Source organism: Acinetobacter portensis (genome assembly GCF_010646905.1).
In the GTDB taxonomy this organism is placed as follows: Bacteria; Pseudomonadota; Gammaproteobacteria; order Pseudomonadales; family Moraxellaceae; genus Acinetobacter; species Acinetobacter portensis.
Window position 1 is genome coordinate 2,780,586 of the sequence record NZ_JAAARQ010000002.1, and the last position, 19,099, is coordinate 2,799,684.

The 19,099-nt window shown below is 35.6% G+C and carries 18 protein-coding genes; 4 read left to right on the forward strand and 14 right to left on the reverse strand.

Features of this window, described 5'->3' with window-relative positions; all coding sequences use genetic code 11:
• Nucleotides 1-88: 88 nt before the first annotated feature.
• The 4 genes from GTK57_RS13085 to ybaK form a co-directional block, all read right to left on the reverse strand.
• Nucleotides 89-1,060, reverse strand: coding sequence for a FecR family protein (locus tag GTK57_RS13085; protein WP_228720325.1), 972 nt, complete (start codon nt 1,058-1,060; stop codon nt 89-91).
• 23 nt (nt 1,061-1,083) lie between these two features.
• Nucleotides 1,084-1,575: a sigma-70 family RNA polymerase sigma factor gene (locus GTK57_RS13090; RefSeq protein ID WP_163123975.1), complete on the reverse strand. Its 492-nt coding sequence runs from the start codon at nt 1,573-1,575 to the stop codon at nt 1,084-1,086.
• A gap of 160 nt (nt 1,576-1,735) precedes the next feature.
• Entirely contained in the window at nt 1,736-2,497 is a 762-nt protein-coding gene (locus GTK57_RS13095; RefSeq protein WP_163123978.1) for an alpha/beta fold hydrolase, read from the reverse strand.
• 448 nt (nt 2,498-2,945) lie between these two features.
• The gene (gene ybaK / locus GTK57_RS13100; protein WP_163123981.1) at nt 2,946-3,413 is read right to left on the reverse strand and encodes a Cys-tRNA(Pro) deacylase; all 468 of its coding nucleotides are present in this window, start codon (nt 3,411-3,413) and stop codon (nt 2,946-2,948) included.
• A 305-nt stretch (nt 3,414-3,718) separates the two neighbouring features.
• On the opposite strand from ybaK, the gene GTK57_RS13105 reads away from it, so the two are divergent.
• Nucleotides 3,719-4,177, forward strand: a complete 459-nt coding sequence (locus GTK57_RS13105; protein WP_152873007.1) for a lytic transglycosylase domain-containing protein — start codon at nt 3,719-3,721, stop codon at nt 4,175-4,177.
• Between the two features lie 68 nt (nt 4,178-4,245).
• Here GTK57_RS13105 and GTK57_RS13110 read toward each other — a convergent pair whose 3' ends face one another.
• The 5 genes from GTK57_RS13110 to argC form a co-directional block, all read right to left on the reverse strand.
• Nucleotides 4,246-4,599 (reverse strand): YnfA family protein, encoded by a 354-nt coding sequence (locus tag GTK57_RS13110; RefSeq protein ID WP_163124775.1) that lies wholly within the window; start codon nt 4,597-4,599, stop codon nt 4,246-4,248.
• An 84-nt stretch (nt 4,600-4,683) separates the two neighbouring features.
• Nucleotides 4,684-6,960, reverse strand: a complete 2,277-nt coding sequence (gene clpA, locus GTK57_RS13115; RefSeq protein WP_163123984.1) for an ATP-dependent Clp protease ATP-binding subunit ClpA — start codon at nt 6,958-6,960, stop codon at nt 4,684-4,686.
• 9 nt (nt 6,961-6,969) lie between these two features.
• Entirely contained in the window at nt 6,970-7,386 is a 417-nt protein-coding gene (gene clpS, locus GTK57_RS13120) for an ATP-dependent Clp protease adapter ClpS (RefSeq protein ID WP_163123987.1), read from the reverse strand.
• A 16-nt stretch (nt 7,387-7,402) separates the two neighbouring features.
• Nucleotides 7,403-8,155, reverse strand: coding sequence for a DUF6776 family protein (locus GTK57_RS13125; RefSeq protein WP_152872961.1), 753 nt, complete (start codon nt 8,153-8,155; stop codon nt 7,403-7,405).
• A gap of 78 nt (nt 8,156-8,233) precedes the next feature.
• Entirely contained in the window at nt 8,234-9,283 is a 1,050-nt protein-coding gene (gene argC, locus GTK57_RS13130) for an N-acetyl-gamma-glutamyl-phosphate reductase (RefSeq protein ID WP_163123990.1), read from the reverse strand.
• Between the two features lie 340 nt (nt 9,284-9,623).
• On the opposite strand from argC, the gene GTK57_RS13135 reads away from it, so the two are divergent.
• Nucleotides 9,624-11,408: a bifunctional diguanylate cyclase/phosphodiesterase gene (locus GTK57_RS13135; RefSeq protein ID WP_163123993.1), complete on the forward strand. Its 1,785-nt coding sequence runs from the start codon at nt 9,624-9,626 to the stop codon at nt 11,406-11,408.
• Between the two features lie 23 nt (nt 11,409-11,431).
• On the opposite strand, the gene GTK57_RS13140 is transcribed toward GTK57_RS13135, so the two are convergent.
• Together GTK57_RS13140 and rpiA are read right to left on the reverse strand one after the other, a co-directional pair.
• Nucleotides 11,432-12,115 carry a M48 family metallopeptidase gene (locus GTK57_RS13140; protein ID WP_163123996.1) on the reverse strand — a complete coding sequence of 228 codons (684 nt, stop codon included), beginning with the start codon at nt 12,113-12,115 and terminating at the stop codon, nt 11,432-11,434.
• 135 nt (nt 12,116-12,250) lie between these two features.
• Nucleotides 12,251-12,922, reverse strand: coding sequence for a ribose-5-phosphate isomerase RpiA (gene rpiA, locus GTK57_RS13145; protein ID WP_152872967.1), 672 nt, complete (start codon nt 12,920-12,922; stop codon nt 12,251-12,253).
• 106 nt (nt 12,923-13,028) lie between these two features.
• On the opposite strand from rpiA, the gene ilvA reads away from it, so the two are divergent.
• Complete coding sequence (ilvA, locus tag GTK57_RS13150; RefSeq protein WP_152872969.1) at nt 13,029-14,567, forward strand: threonine ammonia-lyase, biosynthetic; 1,539 nt, start codon at nt 13,029-13,031, stop codon at nt 14,565-14,567.
• 56 nt (nt 14,568-14,623) lie between these two features.
• Here the strand turns inward: ilvA and GTK57_RS13155 are convergent, their stop codons facing one another.
• Both GTK57_RS13155 and GTK57_RS13160 read right to left on the reverse strand, forming a co-directional pair.
• Nucleotides 14,624-15,898 (reverse strand): MFS transporter, encoded by a 1,275-nt coding sequence (locus tag GTK57_RS13155; RefSeq protein ID WP_163123998.1) that lies wholly within the window; start codon nt 15,896-15,898, stop codon nt 14,624-14,626.
• 242 nt (nt 15,899-16,140) lie between these two features.
• Nucleotides 16,141-16,671: a hypothetical protein gene (locus GTK57_RS13160; protein ID WP_163124001.1), complete on the reverse strand. Its 531-nt coding sequence runs from the start codon at nt 16,669-16,671 to the stop codon at nt 16,141-16,143.
• Nucleotides 16,672-16,997: 326 nt separating this feature from the next.
• On the opposite strand from GTK57_RS13160, the gene putP reads away from it, so the two are divergent.
• Entirely contained in the window at nt 16,998-18,515 is a 1,518-nt protein-coding gene (putP, locus tag GTK57_RS13165; RefSeq protein ID WP_163124778.1) for a sodium/proline symporter PutP, read from the forward strand.
• Between the two features lie 68 nt (nt 18,516-18,583).
• On the opposite strand, the gene GTK57_RS13170 is transcribed toward putP, so the two are convergent.
• Complete coding sequence (locus tag GTK57_RS13170; protein ID WP_152872975.1) at nt 18,584-19,081, reverse strand: Lrp/AsnC ligand binding domain-containing protein; 498 nt, start codon at nt 19,079-19,081, stop codon at nt 18,584-18,586.
• Nucleotides 19,082-19,099 lie beyond the last annotated feature (18 nt).

Here is a 19,099-nt window from a genome sequence, read left to right on the forward strand (position 1 = left end):
TTGATATAAAAATCTATTGCTCTTATAAGGCTTAATCCGTGAAAACAAAAAAAGTATCATTTATTTTCCGTTTATTTTAACCTGAATGTTAAATCGTCTTTTTAATCAAAAGCTTATTTCCAAAAATATTTTTCTTAATCTCAAACCCATAAGTATCTTCTAACAACGTAATTAATCGCTCTAAATCATTCATTGGATATGTACCTGAAATTTTGAGTTCTGCTTGATGACTTAATGTCGTATCCGCTTCTACTTTTAGACCATAATTTTTTTCAATAACTTTACTAAATTCGGCTAAATTCATTCGATCAACCATCATCAAACTATGACGCCACAACATGTTTTCTATATTTATTTTTTGTTTTGGGTAAAACTGTGTTTTATTAAAATCCATGGAATAACCAGTCTCTAACTTAATTTTTTGATTGGTACTTTGTGTTGTCGCTTCTACGCTATGTTGAGTCACAGAAAGCGTTGTAAACTCATTTTCTTGACGTACATCAAATGCTGTTCCAAGCGCTAACATCGCACCATCTTTATTCAAAACAGTAAATGGACGATGTTTCTCATCTTTGCCTGTTTCCACATAAATCTCACCAAATTTTAAAATAATATTCCGTTGTTTTTCGCCGTATTGAACATCAATAGCTGTTTTACTATTTAAATGAATTTTCGTTCCATCATTTAATAAAATCTCTTTTTGCTCGCCATAAGTAGTACTATAATCAGATGTCCACGCTTGTTCATGAGCAAAGTAAATAGATGCTATAACAACACTACATATCATAATAAGCATTAAATTAAGCGGTAAAATTTGAGTTATTTTTTGATGAGTTAATAGATCTCTTGCAATACTTTTAGGAATTTTTTCTGTATTTTGTTTTAATTTATTTTGAACATTTTCTATTTTTTGCCAATTTTTTTGATGTTGAATACTTAAATTTTTCCATTGTTCGAATTCTATTTTTTGCGTTTCACTTAAACCATTTTCATCCATCAATAAGAGCCAATCTAAGGCTTGTTCGAGAATAATCGAATCATCTTTATCCTTAATGTTCATTCAATACAATCCAAACTTAACTCTTAATCGACTTCAAAAATATGCATACAATTGAGTAATATTTTTTTAATATCTCGTTTTACTGTAATTAATGAAACATCAAGTTTTTCAGCAATAGATGAATACGTTAGCCCCTCAATTTTCCATAAAATAAAAACATTCTTTGTTCTATCATCGAGGTTATTGAGCAACTGCGTTAGCTCTAATAATGCTTGAATCACAATTAACTCTTGTTCTGGAGATGGATGACTTTCAACATCCATTAAAGAAAGGCTTTCTTGATAGGCTTGTTCTATATTTTTGCGTTGCCACCATTTATTCGCTAAATTTCTAGCAATTGTAGTGAGTAATGCCCGAGGATGATCATAGCTGTAACGATCATAATGTTGAATAATTTTGATAAAAGTATCATGCGCTAAATCTGCAGCCAAAGCATCTTGTTGTAATCTACGAGATAGCCAACCATGTAACCAGTCATGATGGTGTCTATACAAAGATTCTACGGAATTAGGCATACGGTATTATTGCAAATGATAATTATTATCAATAATACCTAGTATTGCCTCAATATACAAACCCATAACTACACTTTTTATAACCGTTAGGGTTATGCATAAATATTAATTAAAGCTTATAAGCTTGTAATTTCAAATATATAGCAAAATAAAATCATTCTTAATTTAAGAATGATTTTATTAAAACTAAAACTTCAGCTGTTTTTTCAGCGTGTAGCCAGTGCCCTGCGCCGTCAACAGTTTCAATTTTAGCATTTGGAAATTGTTGCTGAACAGCTTCAACATGGATGTCTTTTTTCAGATAAGGTGATGCACCACCACGAATAAACAGAGCTGAAGTTTCACAGCAGATATTTTCCCATGCAAGAATTTCAGAATAATGCTCATATAATGTATTTACATTAAATAAGAATTTACCCTTATTAAAAGATTTCATTAAAAATTGAATCACCATTTCTTCAGATAAAATTTCACGCATAATAACTAAAGCTTCTTGTCGTGAAGAAATATGAGCATTTTCAACAGCCATTAAAGCTTTAAAAACAGAATCATGATGACTTTCTTGATATGCGAACGGTGTCATATCTAACACAATTAATTTTTGAAGACGATCTTTTGCAAAATCTGCCAATTTCATGGCAATTTTTCCGCCCATAGAATGCCCTACAACATTAAAGTTATGAACGGCTAAATGATCTAATGTTTCTAAAACATCTTGAGCCATTAAGACATAATTCATTTCACTTGAATGTTCAGACTTACCATGATTACGAACATCTATTTGAACAACATGATGTGTTTCTAAAAATGCCCTTGCTAGCATTCCCAAATTACTTAAATTTCCAAATAAACCATGTATAAATACAATTGTTTCAGACTCATTTGTTTTTGGGTTTTTATGAAATTCATAATTTAGTATCATGATTTAAATAGGTCGAAGAAAATTAAATTGATTTTGATTATAGTTGATATTTGATGTGATTTCTTTCAAAAAATATTTTTTACTTAGGCTATTTATAACAACACTATTAATACTTCCGTTCCTCTTTTAGAACTTACTCCCTCTCTATATTTCATTTTGAAAACCGCTGCTATCTTTCTATTTTTTGGGAAGTTGATGGTTATATTTTATAAATTTGCTTAGGCTATTTTATTAAATTCATTATAACAAGTGCTCTTTTAAAGGGTAAACCATAGATTTTTTATGTAACAAAACTAACCAATACCATAATTTCACGAGATATATCCCGAGGATTTTCTATCAGCTTGAAATTACTCTAAAGTTCAACTAAATAAGAGCTAATATTTAATCAAATAAAAGGCTTAATTGATTACAATCAAACTAAGCCTTATTCCCCTACTTTCATTGGTTATACATCTAGAATTTCTGCAAAGGTTGCACCTAATACTTTTGCTAAATCTTGCGGATTTAAACCAATATCTAGACCACGCTTTCCGCCACTTACATACATTTTATTTAAAGTTTCTGCCGTGGAATCAATCACTGTTTTTAAGCGTTTTTTCTGCCCTACGGGACTAATCCCACCGACCAAATATCCTGTTAAACGTTCTGCATCTTTCGGGTCTGCCATATGCAGTTTTTTACACCCCAATGCACTCGCAACTTTCTTTAAATTTAGTTGATGATTCACAGGTAATACCGCAACAAAATAGGCTTTATCATCGGTCACCATTAAAGTTTTAAAAACTTCGTTTACATCTAGCCCCAATTTTTCGGCAGCTTCTAAACCAAAACTTTTAGCATTTTGGTCATGCTCATACTCATGAATACTATATTCAATTTTGTTTGATTTTAAGATCTTACATGCAGGTGTCATCGGTTATTCAATCACAAATCATCATGATATGAATTATATGCCTTTTAAAAAAGGATGTTAATTTGTATGAATCCTATTTTAGTAAAATTCCTGTAAACAAACGCTATAAAATCGTTGCGAATATACTCTTGACGCTTAATGCATGCTTTACTTATATTCGATGCAATATTTTGTCTGAGTTGGTTTGTATTTTGTTGACTTTAAAAAGCGTTAATTTTATTCGTAAAATAACAAAATCTGATATTTTCAAAATTGCGGGAATTTCTATTACTGCGCTTTTATTTACAGGGTGTTCATCTTTAGGTATGGGCTCTGTAGAAAAACGTGCCACAAAATTATCTGCTGGTATTCAACGCGCATATTCTGTAAATCCAACTACGGCAAATCGTGTATCTCCTATTATTGTAGCTACAGCAGATCGCTACGATATGGATCCCCTCCTTATTGCGGCTCTTATTCGCCAAGAATCTTCTTATCGTCCTACTGTGGTTTCAAATGCAAGCGCAGTGGGTTTAACTCAAATAATTCCTCGCTTTTGGCAACAAACTTGCCCAGGTGATTTATTTGATGAAACAGCCAATGTAAATTGTGGTACTTATATTCTAAAAAAATATGAAGCATCAGCAGGAAGTATGCCTAAAGCTCTGGCTTATTATAATGTTGGGCCAACAGGCTATAACACCAACCGACAAATGAAGAAACAAGGCAAACGCTACGCAAAACAAGTGAAACAGCATAGAAAAGACTTAAAACACGCACTTTAATTTTGCTCGTGTGATGATAAAAAAGGATGTATATATGCATCCTTTTTTATCCTTCATTGACTTAAGATTTAGCGAATAAGCCCTTGTGGCTGTAAGATAATCATCGCAGCGCCAATCATCACCACTAATCCACCCATTATATCCCAACGGCTTAAACTGACTTGATCTATATATTTAAGCCACATAAGTGCGGTAAAAATATAAATCCCACCATAAGCGGCATAAATTCGACCCGAAGCTGCAGGATGTAAGGTCAACAACCAAACAAACACGGCGAGACTGAATACTGTTGGAATCCACAACCAATGGCTTTTCCCTTGATTCAAAATTAAATACGGGAAATAGCATCCGAGTATTTCAGCAATAGCGGTAATAAAAAACAAAAAAAATGTAGTGATTATCTTTGTGATCTGAATATCCATCAATCTACTCACAACAACGACTTTTAAGGTTCTAATAAAAAAATAACCCGTGCTGACACGAGTTATTTTCATCATTTATAGATTTTAAGCAGGTTCTGCTGTTTCATCTTCAAAAACAGCAAGTTTTAAACCAACCGCTTTGCCTTTTTCTTTTTTAACCGTAACTGAAACATTACCGCCATTTTCGGCCAATTCACCAAACAAAATCATTTCAGCTAAAGGCTTTTTCAAATGCTCTTGGATAAGACGTTGCATCGGTCTTGCACCCATTAAACGGTCATAACCATTTTCAGCTAACCAAGCACGTGCAGCTTTCCCAACTTCAAGTATCACTTTTTTCTCATCAAGTTGCGCTTGAAGCTCTGTAAGGAATTTATCTACTACGTTTTCAATAACAGTTGTTGGCAATGCTTTAAACTGAATAACGCTGTCTAAACGGTTACGGAATTCAGGCGAGAATGCTTTTTTCATTGCATCTTGATTGTCATTACTATTGTCTTGTTCCATGAAACCAATATTCGTACGTGAAATACTCTCTGCACCAATATTTGTTGTTAAAACAAGAACAACATTACGGAAATCTGACTTACGACCATTATTATCGGTTAATGAGCCATGATCCATAATTTGCAGTAATAGATTAAACACATCTGGATGTGCTTTCTCAATTTCATCAAGCAATAATACACAATGCGGATTTTTATGAATCGCATCTGTTAGCAAACCACCTTGGTCAAATCCAACATAACCCGGAGGCGCACCAATTAAACGAGATACGGCGTGACGTTCCATATATTCAGACATATCGAAACGTACAAGCTCTACACCTAACAACTTCGCAAGCTGTTTAGTAACTTCTGTTTTACCTACACCTGTTGGGCCTGCAAAGACAAAGCTACCTACAGGCTTATCTGGTGCTTTTAAGCCCGCACGAGAAAGCTTGATGGCAGATGCGAGTGCAACAATGGCATCATCTTGACCAAACACAACGCGTTTAAGATCACGCTCAAGATTACCCAATACAGTCTTATCATCTTTAGATACTGTTTTTGCAGGGATACGTGCAATTTTAGACACAATATCTTCTACGTTTTCTACAGTAATTAAAGTATCGTCTTGTTCTGCTTTTAAACGACGTTGCGCACCTGCTTCATCAATCACATCAATGGCTTTATCAGGCAAGAAACGATCATTGATGAATTTGGCAGAAAGCTCTACAGCCGTTACTAATGCTCTATCATCATATTTAACGTGATGGAATTCTTCAAACTTAGATTTCAAGCCACGTAGAATATCAATGGTTTCTGAAATAGAAGGTTCATTCACATCAATTTTTTGGAAACGACGCGACAATGCATGATCTTTTTCAAAAACTTGGCGATATTCTTGGAATGTTGTTGAACCAATGCAACGTAAACTACCATTAGATAGCGCAGGCTTAATTAAGTTTGATGCATCCATTGTGCTGCCCATACTAGAGCCTGCACCAATAATCATGTGAATTTCATCAATAAACAAAATTGCTTCTGGTTTTTTCTTTAAAGCATTTAATAATTGTTTTAAACGCTTTTCAAAATCACCACGATATTTTGTTCCTGCAACCAATGCACCAATATCTAAACTAAAGACTTCTGCATTTTCTAAAGGCTTTGGTGCTTTACCATTCACAATTAACCAAGCCAAACCTTCTGCAATAGAAGTTTTACCTACACCTGGGTCACCAACAAGCAAAGGATTGTTCTTACGGCGACGACATAAAATTTGCGCTGCACGTTCAATTTCCTTTTCACGACCAATTAAAGGATCAGTTTTACCCTTTTGCGCTTCTTGGTTTAAGTTAACCGTATATAGCTCTAAAGGCCCTGCATTAGAAGATGATAGTTGTTCACCATCTAAATCTTCGACTTCTTCCTCTGCATGCTCTTCTTGTTTATGTGCACCATGAGAAAGATACTGCGTTAATGTAAGACGGTTAATTTGATGACGTTTTAATAGATATACCGCAAAAGTATCGCGTTCTGAGTACATAGCAACAAGAACATCGGCACCCTCAACGGTACGATCTCCACCACTCGACTGAACATGAAAAATTGCACGTTGCAAAATACGATCAAAACTTTCTGTCGGATGCGGTGCTAAGTCACTATCTTCAGATAATTTAGGCGTGTTTTGTTCTGCAAATTCTTCTAGTTCTTTACGCAGTACAATAATATCTGCACCACATGCTTTTAGAGCATTTACCGCAGAATCGTTATCTAATAATGCCAATAACAAATGTTCAACTGTCAGAAACTCATGTCTCTTTTGACGAGCCATGCTAACAGCCAAACGTAATGATACTTCTAGTTGTCGACTTAGCATGTGATCCCCTTAATTTTTAGGCTCTATCTGACAAAGTAAAGGATGACCTTGTGATCGAGCGTAATTATTGACTTGGTTCGCTTTTGTTTCCGCAATGTCTCTTGGATAGACGCCAGCAACACCTTTACCTTCGTAATGTACAGTTAGCATTACTTGAGTAGCTTGGTCAAGATTCATTGCGAATTTTTCTTGTAAAATTTCAATAACAAAGTCCATTGGTGTGTAATCGTCATTCAAAAGAAGTACAACATACATTGGCGGACGTTTAAATTCGGGCGGTGCAGTTTGTACAACTGTATCGCCTTCTTCCTCATAATTCCCATCTTGCATATTCGTACGAATATCTAAGTGCCAATCGACTAAGCCCGATTGAGAGAATCCATTCTTAATTTCAGTCAAACACAGTTGACGCTTTAAATTACTCATATTTAATTTGAATACACTATTGAGCAGTTGCTTTGACTTGTGGAATATCTGCTATAGACGTTGATACAGCATCTACAGGTTTTCCTCTTACCCAACTAAAACGTTTAATAATAGGTGCCAACCCTGTACCAGTAATACGCGCTTCAATGAACTGCGGTGTAAAACCTTTAGGTAATGTCCAACGTCCTGTTAAACGCTCGAAGTTATCAAAGTTAAAGTTTGCTTTTTCCATTGGAATCACAAGCACTTCAGAACCTCGAATAACACGCAATTCTACATTCCCAGACGTCATACTTTTAGATGGGCTGACTTGAACTAAATCGAGCTGATATTCATATGAGTTATCAGCCAATGGCTTAACACCTAAGTTTTGAACGGTCAGGCTTAATCCACCACGTTGTCTTAATACTTCACGGTAAATTGTTAACATACCATCCGATTGAACCTTATCGGCCTTTGCTTGAGTAACAGCAGCAAATAAATCATTTGAGTTACTCACAGCAACATCACGTTCCTGAACAGCAGCATTCAATGATTTATTTAAGGTTTCTAAGCGATCTTTTTGTAACCCTACCACTTCTACAAGCTGTTGAGCATCCGCATCATAACCAGACACTGTTAAACCTTGACGATGCCCAACGCTATAGCCTAAAAAGCCACTGCCTAAAATCAATACCGCAGCACCGACAACAAGTGGCATATTGCCTTGTAAATGCAGTTTATTTGACTTTAATTGTTTTTCTTCAGTCTTAGATTCAATGTTGCTCATCGTCATCTCTTTTAAAATGTTTTTCAAAGCACAGATTTAATTCGAAAAAATGCCGTCTGTGTAGTTGAAAAGCGTTACTTATGGTAATAACCCAATAACATCTAAACCTGCATTTTCAGCAAAGTTAAACATTAAGTTCATATTTTGAACAGCCTGACCTGCTGCACCTTTCACTAAGTTATCTTGTACAACCAAAATCACTAGTTTTTGTGGCTGAGGTTTGTATAGTGCAATACGCAATTGATTCGCACCACGTACAGAACGAGTTTCAGGTGAGCTTCCTGCAGGCATTACATCTACAAATTGCTCATTCGCATAGAACTGCTCATATAAACTTTGTAAATCTGCTGTTTGACCTGCTTCTGTTAAATCAATATAAATGGTACTGAACATTCCGCGAATCATTGGAACTAAATGCGGAACAAAAAGAATATGATCAAAAACACCTTTTTGCCCTGAAATATTTTCCAAAGCTTCTACAATTTCAGGATGATGACGATGACCCGCTACACCGTAGGCTTTAAAGTTATCTGCATTTTCAGAATAAATCATGCCTAAGCTTGCTTTGCGCCCTGCACCAGACACACCCGATTTAGCATCAATAATAATACTTTCAGGTTTCACTAAAGCTTCAGTTGCTTTTAATACAGGCGCTAAACCCAATTGAACCGTTGTTGGGTAACAACCTGGGTTACCAATTACATTCGCTTGTTTAATTTTTTCACGGTTTAATTCAGATAAACCATAGGCAGATGCTTTTAATACATCTGGACATGCATGTTCTAAACCATACCATTTTTCAAATTGAGCTAAATCTTGCAATCTAAAGTCTGCTGCAAGGTCAATGACCTTAGTATTTGCAGCCAAAAGATCTTCTGCATATTTCATTGCTACACCATGTGGCGTTGCAAAAAAAACAACATCGCATTTTTTTAATTCTTGAATGTCTAAATCTGAATATTTAAGCTCTGTTTGCCCACGTAAACTTGGGAACATGTCATCTACACGGCGACCAGCTTCAGTTCGAGAAGTTAAAACAGTAACCTGCACATTTGGATGACGCAATAAAAGACGTAATAATTCAACGCCTGTATAACCTGTTCCACCAACAATCCCGACAGAAATCACGCTAGCTACCTCAATTTAAATAAATTATTGATATGTCCGTTGCTTAGTATGGCAGGGTTTAAAAACTTTCTGAACAATTTTGAACGAGTTTGTTGATTTTTTAACTCTTTTATAGCATTGTCCTTATGTGATTCACATAATTTTTCACGAGAATTTAAAAGCCAAATATACAAATTTTGTGTATATTAAGCATCATTATTTTACATGATTATGAATAAGTTCAAGACTTATACAATGCTAAACAAGTCATATTTAAATATAAACTTAATGATTAAAAATACTAAATTTTATACGTGGAACTCTTTAGTTTCACAAGTACTTCGAATAGGGTCGAAACATAGTGCGTACACCAAATAAAACAATAGATCACAGCAACACAGATCCCCAAACAACGCTACCGCCTATTCATTACTCTACTTCAGAGCAAAGCTTGCATATATTAGATCAAATGCCTAATTTCGCCTTGATTATCAAATCCAATAATATCCATATAAATCAAGAATTTCGAAAATTTTTAAAGCAAGAAAAGTCAGACCTAAAGCTTCAAGATGTTTTAGAAGCATTTCATCCTGAAGATGCTGTTAAATTTAGTGAATTACTTAATAGTAAAATACCTCGACCTGAAAGCATTCAACAACAATATCGAATTAAAAATAACAACAATGAATATCAATGGTTTCTTATACAAGCCAAAGCAAACTTAAATGATTCTAAAACGCTAGATTGGTTTATTACGCTAATTAACGTACAAGAACATTATCAATCTCATAAAGATGTATTGATGCAGCTCAAGACTCAAAAGGAAATGAGCAACCAAGTTAAAAATGCATTACGCATTTCGAATGAGACAGATGAACTTACAGGTTTACTCAATCGATATGGTTTAAAAGCCAATGTACAAAGTCTCTTTAAAAGTAATAAAAACAGCTATGGGCATATTGGATTATTTCTTATCGGTTTAGATCATTTTAAAAATATTAATGATACCCAAGGTTACACAGCGGGTGATTTTATCCTTAAAAGTTTTGCTAAAAGATTAAAAAAAGAATTCCAAGATCAAAGCATTCTTGCTCGACTAGGCAGTGACGAATTTGCAGTTGTTTATTACGGCATACAAGATATTGATACTTTTAGCCATATTGGAAACAAAATACTCAATTTGATGAATGAACCTTATGACTATAACGGTAAAATGCTGAGTAGTAGCATGAGTATTGGATCTGCCATTTTCCCACAAGATGCAGATAACTTTTCAAACTTATTGCAATGTGCAGATACAGCACTAAGTGACCTAAAAACACGTGGTCGTGGCGGAATACAATATTTTAACGAAAATATGTTTAATATCACGCGTAATAAAGCCATTCAAATAGAAACAGCACGGCGTATTCTTCGTGAAAATACAATTACACCGTATTATCAACCTAAAATTGAGCTATCAACGTTAAAAGTGATTGGCTTAGAAGCGTTACTACGCTGGTATTGTCCCGAAACAAAAACAATCTTTAGTCCCGAAACAATTACCGAAGCTTTTAATGATTTTGAGCTATCGACCAAAATTAGCACAAATATGCAAAATAAAATTTTTGCAGATATTAAAAAATGGCAATCATCAGGTAAAAAAATTATTCCTGTTGCTATTAATGCATCGCCTGTGGAGTTTTTTAGAGATAATTACGCAGAAACACTACTGCAACGCATTCAAGATGCAGACATTTCCCCTCAGCATATTGAAATAGAAATCACAGAACATTTATTTTCAGATCGTAGTGCAGGTTACGTAATTCGTGCACTCAAAAAACTGCAAGAAGCAGGAATTCGTATTTCACTTGATGATTTTGGTACAGGTCATTCATCTTTAACGCATTTACGTGACCTACCCGTAGACAGTATTAAAATAGACTATAGCTTTATTTCTAAAATTGTTGAGAAAAAACCTATTGCCGCAATTGTCGAAGGTATTGTGAAATTAGGACCTCTTTTAGGCATGAATGTTATTGCTGAAGGCATTGAGAACCAAAAACAACTCGATATGCTCATAAAAATGGGTTGCCCTCAGGGACAAGGCTTTTTATTTAAAGATGCGATTACGAGTGAAGAAGTTGAAAAGAAGTTAGAGGAGTAAAAAATCTAACGAATGTATAAAACTTAAATACTATTCCACCAATACGGCGTTGGCATTTTCTTCAATACGTTTTGATTTTGTTGAAAATCTACATCGTGCTTATGTACCAACTGCCAAAAATGCGCACTATGGTTAAAATGAACCGTATGCGCAAGTTCATGAACACAGACATAACGTACAACGTCTTTGTTATATAAAACCAAAGCACTGTTCAGCATAATTTTTTGTTGTGCTGAACAACTTCCCCATCTTGTCTTTGGTTGTCTAATACTGCATTCAGTAAATTTAAGCCCTATTTCCGCACTTACGCTATTTAAGTACTTAGGCAATTGTTCTTTGGCATATTCAATAACAAAAGCTTTTAAATACTTTTCAGGTGTGCGATCACTTATCTTTAAAATCATATTTTCAACATCAAAAATAAAATTATTTTTCTGCGTTAAATATTCAATTTGAATTGGCTGAGTTAAATTAAATAATTGAATTTCTGTAGGTCGAGTTCTATCCACATGAACAATATTTTGTTGTTGCGCTTGCCATGTTTTAAGCAACCACGTTTCAGACTGATCTATAAAATTCTGGATTTGCTTTTTTGTGCAAAAAACTGGGGCAGTTAAGCGAATACGTGTGGGTTCAACACGAAGTCTTAGCCGTGTAGATCGAATATTGCGTGTAATTTGAATTTCAGGTAAATCAGATAATGTCATTTTTGTTCTTTTCTTATTTAAATCCCCCTAACCCCCTTTATTCAGGGGGAATTCCATTCTTCTATAAGAACGGTTTTAAAGTCTCCCTTTTTTAAAAGGGAGATTTAGAGGGATTCTTGGTGTAGAAAATTTCTCTTAAACCGCAGTACGTTCTTCAATACCGTTATCTGTTGCAACAATCGCAATATCAGCTTTGTTTAATGCAAAGATACCATTACATACAACACCAGGAATATCGTTTAAGGTTCTTTCAAGCTCAAGTGCATTTAAGATATTTAAATTATAAACATCTAAAATAACATTACCGTTATCTGTCACTACGCCTTCGCGATATACAGGGTCACCGCCTAAAGCAACAATTTTGCGAGCTACGGCAGAACGCGCCATTGGAATTACTTCTACAGGAAGTGGAAATTCACGGCTTAATTGTTCAACCCATTTTGAATCATCTACGATACACACGAATTTCTTCGCAATTGAAGCCACAATTTTTTCACGTGTAAGTGCAGCACCACCGCCTTTTACCATATGCATGTGACGATCAATTTCATCTGCGCCATCTACGTAAGCATCTAAACCGCCCACGCTATTCATATCAACAACTTCAATACCTAGTTTTTTAAGACGTTGTGCAGTTGCTTCAGAACTTGCAACGGCTGCTTCTAATTGAAGTTCAGGTAAAAGATCAATTAAAAAATTAACAGTACTACCCGTACCAACGCCTAAAATGCCACCTTTTGGTAAGTGTTTTAAAGCAGCTTTTGCCGCGGCTTGCTTTTTCTCATCTTGGGTTGCATATAGACTCATTACATTACTCAACTATTTTCGACATTTGTTGCTGATTTTACAGCCTAAATGTATTTGGGTTTGTTACAATAAGCGCCTATTTTAAACTGTTAGATGGAAAATTAACATGCTGTCTCGTTTGGTTCGACAAATATTACAAGCAACCGTATACGATGTTGCAATCGAAACCCCACTCGAAGCAGCGCCACGAATTAGTGAAAAGCTAAATAATAATATTCGCTTTAAGCGCGAAGACTTACAACCTGTCTTTTCTTTCAAGCTACGCGGTGCCTATAACCGTATTAGTCAGTTACCGAAATCTCAGTTAGAACGTGGCGTTATTACTGCTTCAGCAGGTAACCATGCACAAGGCGTGGCATTATCTGGTCAAAAGTTAGGAATTCGCGCCATTATCGTGATGCCAAAAACCACACCAGACATTAAAGTCCAAGCGGTTAAACGCTTAGGTGGTGAAGTTGTATTACATGGCGATTCATTTGATGTAGCCAATAAATACGCAATTGCACGTGCAGCCGAAGATGGTATGACTTTTATTCCACCGTATGACGATGAGCTCGTTATGGCAGGACAAGGCACCATTGGTAATGAAATTTTACGTCAATGGCGTGATGTAGATTATGTATTCGTTGCTGTTGGCGGTGGCGGTTTAATTGCAGGTGTTGCAGCTTACTTAGGTGATGTTGCACCACATGTAAAAGTCATTCCTGTTGAATATGATGAATCTGCATGTTTAAAAGCAGCACTTGAAGCAAATGAGCGTGTAATTTTACCTGCTGTTGGTTTATTTGCCGATGGTACAGCGGTTGCACAAATTGGTGAAAAACCATTTGACGTGATTCGCCTACAAAAATCAGATAACTCAGGGCCAATTGTTGAGCCAAATGTTGTATTGGTAAATACAGATGAAATTTGTGCTGCAATTAAAGATACTTATGATGAATGTCGTAGCATTGTTGAACCATCAGGTGCAATGGCTTTAGCAGGTATTAAAAAATACGTAGCCGAACATGGCTTAGAAGGCAAAAACTTAGTTTCTATTGTTTGCGGTGCAAACATGAACTTTGACCGTTTACGCTATATTGCAGAACGTACAGAGCTTGGTGAACGCAAAGAAGCCATTTTTGCAGTGACGATTCCTGAAGAAAAAGGCTCATTCCTGAATTTCTGCCGTGCTTTACAAGGTCGTAATATTACCGAGTTTAACTACCGTGCAAGCCATGCAACAGCGGCACAAGTGTTTGTGGGTATTAGTCTTAAAGCTGGTGAAAAAGAACGCCAAGATATTTATGAAGCATTAAAACTTCAATTTGATGTAGATGATTTATCTGATGATGAAGTTGCTAAGCTACATATTCGTTATTTAATTGGCGGTCATGCAGATTTAGAAAATGAACGTTTATTCCGTGTAGAGTTCCCTGAACGTCCAGGTGCACTACTCACTTTCTTAGAGCGTTTAGGACCAACACATAACATTACTCTTTTCCATTACCGTAACCACGGTGCAGCCGAAGGTCGTGTTTTAGTTGGTTTAGAAGCTTCTGATGCGAAACAAAATCCAGATGGTTTAATTGAAACATTAGAAAGTATTACTTATCCATATGATGAAATTACCAATAACTTAGGTTATCAACGTTTCTTGAAATAAGTTTTCTATCTTTTTATAAAAAAAGCCTCCATAGCGGAGGCTTTTTTTTAAGCAAATTAGGCAGATTGTGTCAGAATAGGATTCTTTAGCAGAAGGAAATAAGCTAAAGCAGAACTAATAGCAACAATAGATGAAATAAGAAATGCGATAGAGAATGATCCTGTATATTCAATACAATACCCTGTAACAATAGGTGCTATCGATCCAGCAATATAACCACCAAAGTTTTGTATAGAACCAAAAGAGGCAACACGATTGGTTTCAACAATTGTATTTACAATCATCCATGCTGTCGCACTTGCCATATTGATACTAAATAAAGCAATACATAATAAAACCACACACGTTGTTAAACTCGGTGATAACGCCAAAGGTAAACTTGCTATTGCTGCAAGTAATAATCCTGTAATCACAAGACTCTTACGACTATTAATATTACTTACACCTTTTGAAACCAACCAATCACATAATCGTCCAGCCGTTAATGTACCTACTGCACCAAAGAAATAAGCTAGAGATACAAGCCATGCGGTTTTATAAAGATTCAAACCATGCTCACGTTCAAAATAACCTGGCAACCAAGTCAATTGAAGCCACAGCATATAAATGACCCCCATGAATCCTAAAATTGCTCCCCAAGTACTTTTATGCTTGAATAAATCTACCCAATTAGCAAATACACTCGGTTTTGCTAATTCATCATTCACTTTTACAGATTCTGTAATCGCCTTTGTTCCAGCTTCTGGATATTGCGCTAAATATTCAGCTTTACTCTTATAAAATGCAAACCAACATATACCCACTAGAACGCCAACCACACCTGTAATAATAAACATTCCTCTCCAACCAAAATTAATCATTAAAATGGTTAATACAGGTGGAGCCAAACATGGCCCTATACAGGTAGAAGACCAAACGATACCCGTAGGTGTTCCTCGTTTTTCCGCATCAAACCACTCTGACAAAGCCTTTGCCGCAGATGGAAACATCGGAGCTTCACCTAAACCTAAGGCAATACGAAGTCCCATAAATCCTGCAAAGCTGTTCACTAGCCCCGTAGCTGTTTGTGCAACAGACCAAATAACCAATGAAGCACCTAAAGCGATTTTACTGCCTAATCTATCAATAATTAAGCCTAAAGGAAGTTGTGCAAAGGCATATGCAAGAGAAAAGGCTGACAATAAAACCCCCATTTCTGATGGACTTATCTGCATATCGGCTTGAATTGATGTATTTGCTATAGATAAAGCACTACGGTCTAAATAATTAATAATTCCTATTAATAAGAGGAATGTGACTGTAATCGTTTGATACTTTTTTAACGGATTCATAATTAAATAACTTCCTTGTATATATTTTAATTTTTTATACCGCCTAACCCATAAAAATAAGTATTTTTTATGAACAAAATGAATCAGGTGAAGTCACTATAATTTAGGAGTTTCTATGCAAGCCAATGAAATTATTTTATAAACCAATAACTAAACATCAATTATGCTTTACAGAACTAGATCATGTATTTTTTTTCTTTAAACTTTTGACATAAAAAAGCCTCTATATAGAGGCTTTTTTATTACTTAATAGCTTCTGCTACATTTATTAAACTTTTAGCAGCAGGTGAAAGTTTTCCATCTCTAACTAACTCACCTTCACGAGAACCATCAGATAAAGTTGTAACTCGATAGCGGACATATTTAGCTTCTTTAATTTTAACCACTGTTAAAACAGGTATAACAAATCCACGAGTACTCATAGGAATTTTAGTTGCCGGCCCATATGTAACTTTAGTATGCGTACTCACAGGTTCATATTCAGTAAAAACTCCATCTATATTTAAATATAGTTTACTAAGGTTTGTAATCGAATTGATGAAGGTAACTTCGGCAACCATAGAATGAAAATTTCCTTTAGTTGCAAATCCATTAAAACCGACCCCTGCACTCATCCAGCCACTTTTACTCCATGACTGAGAAATCCGACTATTGATAGTAGTAGAGCCATCAAACTCGCTTATTGTTTTTTTAGCACTAGCAAGTGAATTTTCATATTTTGTCTGACATCCACTTATCAATAGAACAGTTAAGCAGATTAATTTAATTTTCAATTTTATTACCCCAGGTAAAACTCTTCGTAAACAAATATTTGATCAGCTAATTTTTTTTAATTCCATATTCGCATTATAAGAATGTTATTACTTTTCCACCATCATTTCACATCAAACCATAATAAAATTATTCAGATCATAAAATTCATGTAGACCCCACTTTGTAACCAAAATTACATTTCGTTGCACAAACAATATACAAGAGCCACTCAATTGTTACAGAGCGTAATTTCAACTTTGTGCTTGAATCAGCAACTTGCTAAAAATGCATAAAAATTCATCTTGGATAGATGATTCTTTTAGGACTGACAAAGGATGGCAAAATGATGAGCCAACTGAATCCCACATTAGTAACATTTATGTTCTATATCGTGGCTATGATTGGTATTGGGCTATATGCCTATAAAGCCACAACAAATTTTGATGACTATATTTTAGGTGGACGAAGCTTAGGTAGCGTAGTAACAGCTCTATCTGCAGGTGCATCCGACATGAGCGGATGGCTATTGATGGGCTTACCGGGTGCAATTTATCTTTCAGGTTTATCTGAAGCATGGATTGCAGTTGGCTTAGTCGTTGGTGCTTGGCTCAACTGGTTACTTGTTGCAGGACGCCTACGTACGCACACTGAAATTCAAAATAATGCCTTAACCCTCCCTGACTATTTCACTAGTCGTTTTGGCGATACGAAAAAAATATTACGTTTAATCTCTGCTGTTGTAATTCTAGTATTCTTCGCAATTTACTGTGCTTCAGGCATGGTTGCTGGCGCTCGATTATTTGAAAGCCTATTTGGTTGGGACTACACAACTGCATTATGGATTGGCGCAATTGCAACAATCAGTTATGTATGTATTGGTGGCTTCCTTGCAATTAGCTGGACAGATACCTTCCAAGCCGGTTTGATGATTTTTGCATTATTACTTGCTCCAATTGTGACTTACCTTGCGATTGGTGATCATGCACAAAGCGTTACTGTTCTTATTGAAAGTGCACGTCCACATGCAAACAACATCGTTTCAAACTTAAGCGTAGTTGCGATTTTATCGTCAATGGCTTGGGGCTTGGGTTACTTTGGTCAACCACACATTCTTGTACGTTTCATGGCTGCAGATTCTGTAAAAGTAATCCCTGCCGCTCGCCGTATTGGTATGACGTGGATGATTCTTTGCCTAGGTGGTGCTGTAGCTGTAGGTTATATCGGTATTGCATATTTCCACGCGAATCCACAATTTGGTGCAGTGGTAGATGCAAATCCTGAAATCGTATTCATGGAAGTGACTAAAGTTCTATTTAACCCATGGATTGCAGGTGTCATTTTAGCGGCAATTTTAGCTGCTGTAATGAGTACGCTAAGCTGTCAATTACTTGTATGTTCTACAACATTAACTGAAGATTTGTACAAAGGCTTTTTCCGTAAAAATGCATCTCAAAGTGAATTAGTTTGGGTTGGTCGTTTAATGGTAATCCTAATTGCAATTGTTGCAATTTGCCTAGGTATGAACCCAGATAGTAAAGTTTTAGGCTTAGTTGCTTATGCTTGGGCTGGTTTTGGTGCTGCATTCGGTCCACTCATTATTCTTTCATTGTTCTGGAAACGTATGACGTTAAATGGTGCAATTGTTGGTATGATTGTGGGTGCTGTGACTGTAATTGCATGGAAAACTTATTTTGCAGATACAGGCTTATACGAAATCGTTCCTGGATTCATTCTTTCTACGCTTTCAATTGTTGTAGTAAGTTTACTAGGTAAAGCACCTGCAAAAGATGTTACAGATCGTTTTGAGCTTGCAGAAAAAACTTATGCGCAAGCAATGCACGAAATGAAAACAGACAAAAAATAAGATTTCATTCTTATTGATTAAATAAAATAAGGGCTATATGCCCCTTATTTTATTGCTTTAAAAAATAGCTAAACCACAGGTTTTGGCTGTACTTTAAGTTTAATTTGGCTCGATTCTTTAATCACTTCCATCACAGGATAACTGCGGGTTTCTTTTACACCTGGCAATTGCCATAGCACCTGACCTGAAATTTTCCGAAACTCCTCCATATTTGAGCATCGAATTTTTACAAGAAAGTCAAAACCACCACTAATCATGTGGCATTCTACAATTTCAGGATAATGAACCACAGCATCTGAAAAACCATCCAGTGCATTAGGTGTCGTCTTATCGAGAAGAATTTCCACAAACACCACAAAGCTACAATTCAATTTATCTGGATTGAGCTTAGCTCCATACCCTATAATATAACCTTCCTTTTTGAGCTTCTGCACACGAGCCAAAGCCGCGGTAGGCGACAAGTTAACAGCTTCAGCAAGCTTAATATTTGAAATTTTCCCATCGTTTTGTAGAATATCTAACATCCTGATATCTATACGATCTAGGGTTGAAACATGGTTTGTCATCAGAATTATTCTCTAAAA

What these genes read in the sequence shown, in the direction of transcription:
- GTK57_RS13085 (WP_228720325.1), bottom strand. Translation starts at nt 1,060, where the DNA reads ATGAACATTAAGGATAAAGATGATTCGATTATTCTCGAACAAGCCTTA.
- GTK57_RS13090 (WP_163123975.1), bottom strand. Translation starts at nt 1,575, where the DNA reads ATGCCTAATTCCGTAGAATCTTTGTATAGACACCATCATGACTGGTTA.
- GTK57_RS13095 (WP_163123978.1), bottom strand. Translation starts at nt 2,497, where the DNA reads ATGATACTAAATTATGAATTTCATAAAAACCCAAAAACAAATGAGTCT.
- ybaK (WP_163123981.1), bottom strand. Translation starts at nt 3,413, where the DNA reads ATGACACCTGCATGTAAGATCTTAAAATCAAACAAAATTGAATATAGT.
- GTK57_RS13105 (WP_152873007.1), top strand. Translation starts at nt 3,719, where the DNA reads ATGGGCTCTGTAGAAAAACGTGCCACAAAATTATCTGCTGGTATTCAA.
- GTK57_RS13110 (WP_163124775.1), bottom strand. Translation starts at nt 4,599, where the DNA reads ATGGATATTCAGATCACAAAGATAATCACTACATTTTTTTTGTTTTTT.
- clpA (WP_163123984.1), bottom strand. Translation starts at nt 6,960, where the DNA reads ATGCTAAGTCGACAACTAGAAGTATCATTACGTTTGGCTGTTAGCATG.
- clpS (WP_163123987.1), bottom strand. Translation starts at nt 7,386, where the DNA reads ATGAGTAATTTAAAGCGTCAACTGTGTTTGACTGAAATTAAGAATGGA.
- GTK57_RS13125 (WP_152872961.1), bottom strand. Translation starts at nt 8,155, where the DNA reads ATGAGCAACATTGAATCTAAGACTGAAGAAAAACAATTAAAGTCAAAT.
- GTK57_RS13140 (WP_163123996.1), bottom strand. Translation starts at nt 12,115, where the DNA reads ATGACATTATCTGATTTACCTGAAATTCAAATTACACGCAATATTCGA.
- rpiA (WP_152872967.1), bottom strand. Translation starts at nt 12,922, where the DNA reads ATGAGTCTATATGCAACCCAAGATGAGAAAAAGCAAGCCGCGGCAAAA.
- ilvA (WP_152872969.1), top strand. Translation starts at nt 13,029, where the DNA reads ATGCTGTCTCGTTTGGTTCGACAAATATTACAAGCAACCGTATACGAT.
- GTK57_RS13155 (WP_163123998.1), bottom strand. Translation starts at nt 15,898, where the DNA reads ATGAATCCGTTAAAAAAGTATCAAACGATTACAGTCACATTCCTCTTA.
- putP (WP_163124778.1), top strand. Translation starts at nt 16,998, where the DNA reads ATGAGCCAACTGAATCCCACATTAGTAACATTTATGTTCTATATCGTG.
- GTK57_RS13170 (WP_152872975.1), bottom strand. Translation starts at nt 19,081, where the DNA reads ATGACAAACCATGTTTCAACCCTAGATCGTATAGATATCAGGATGTTA.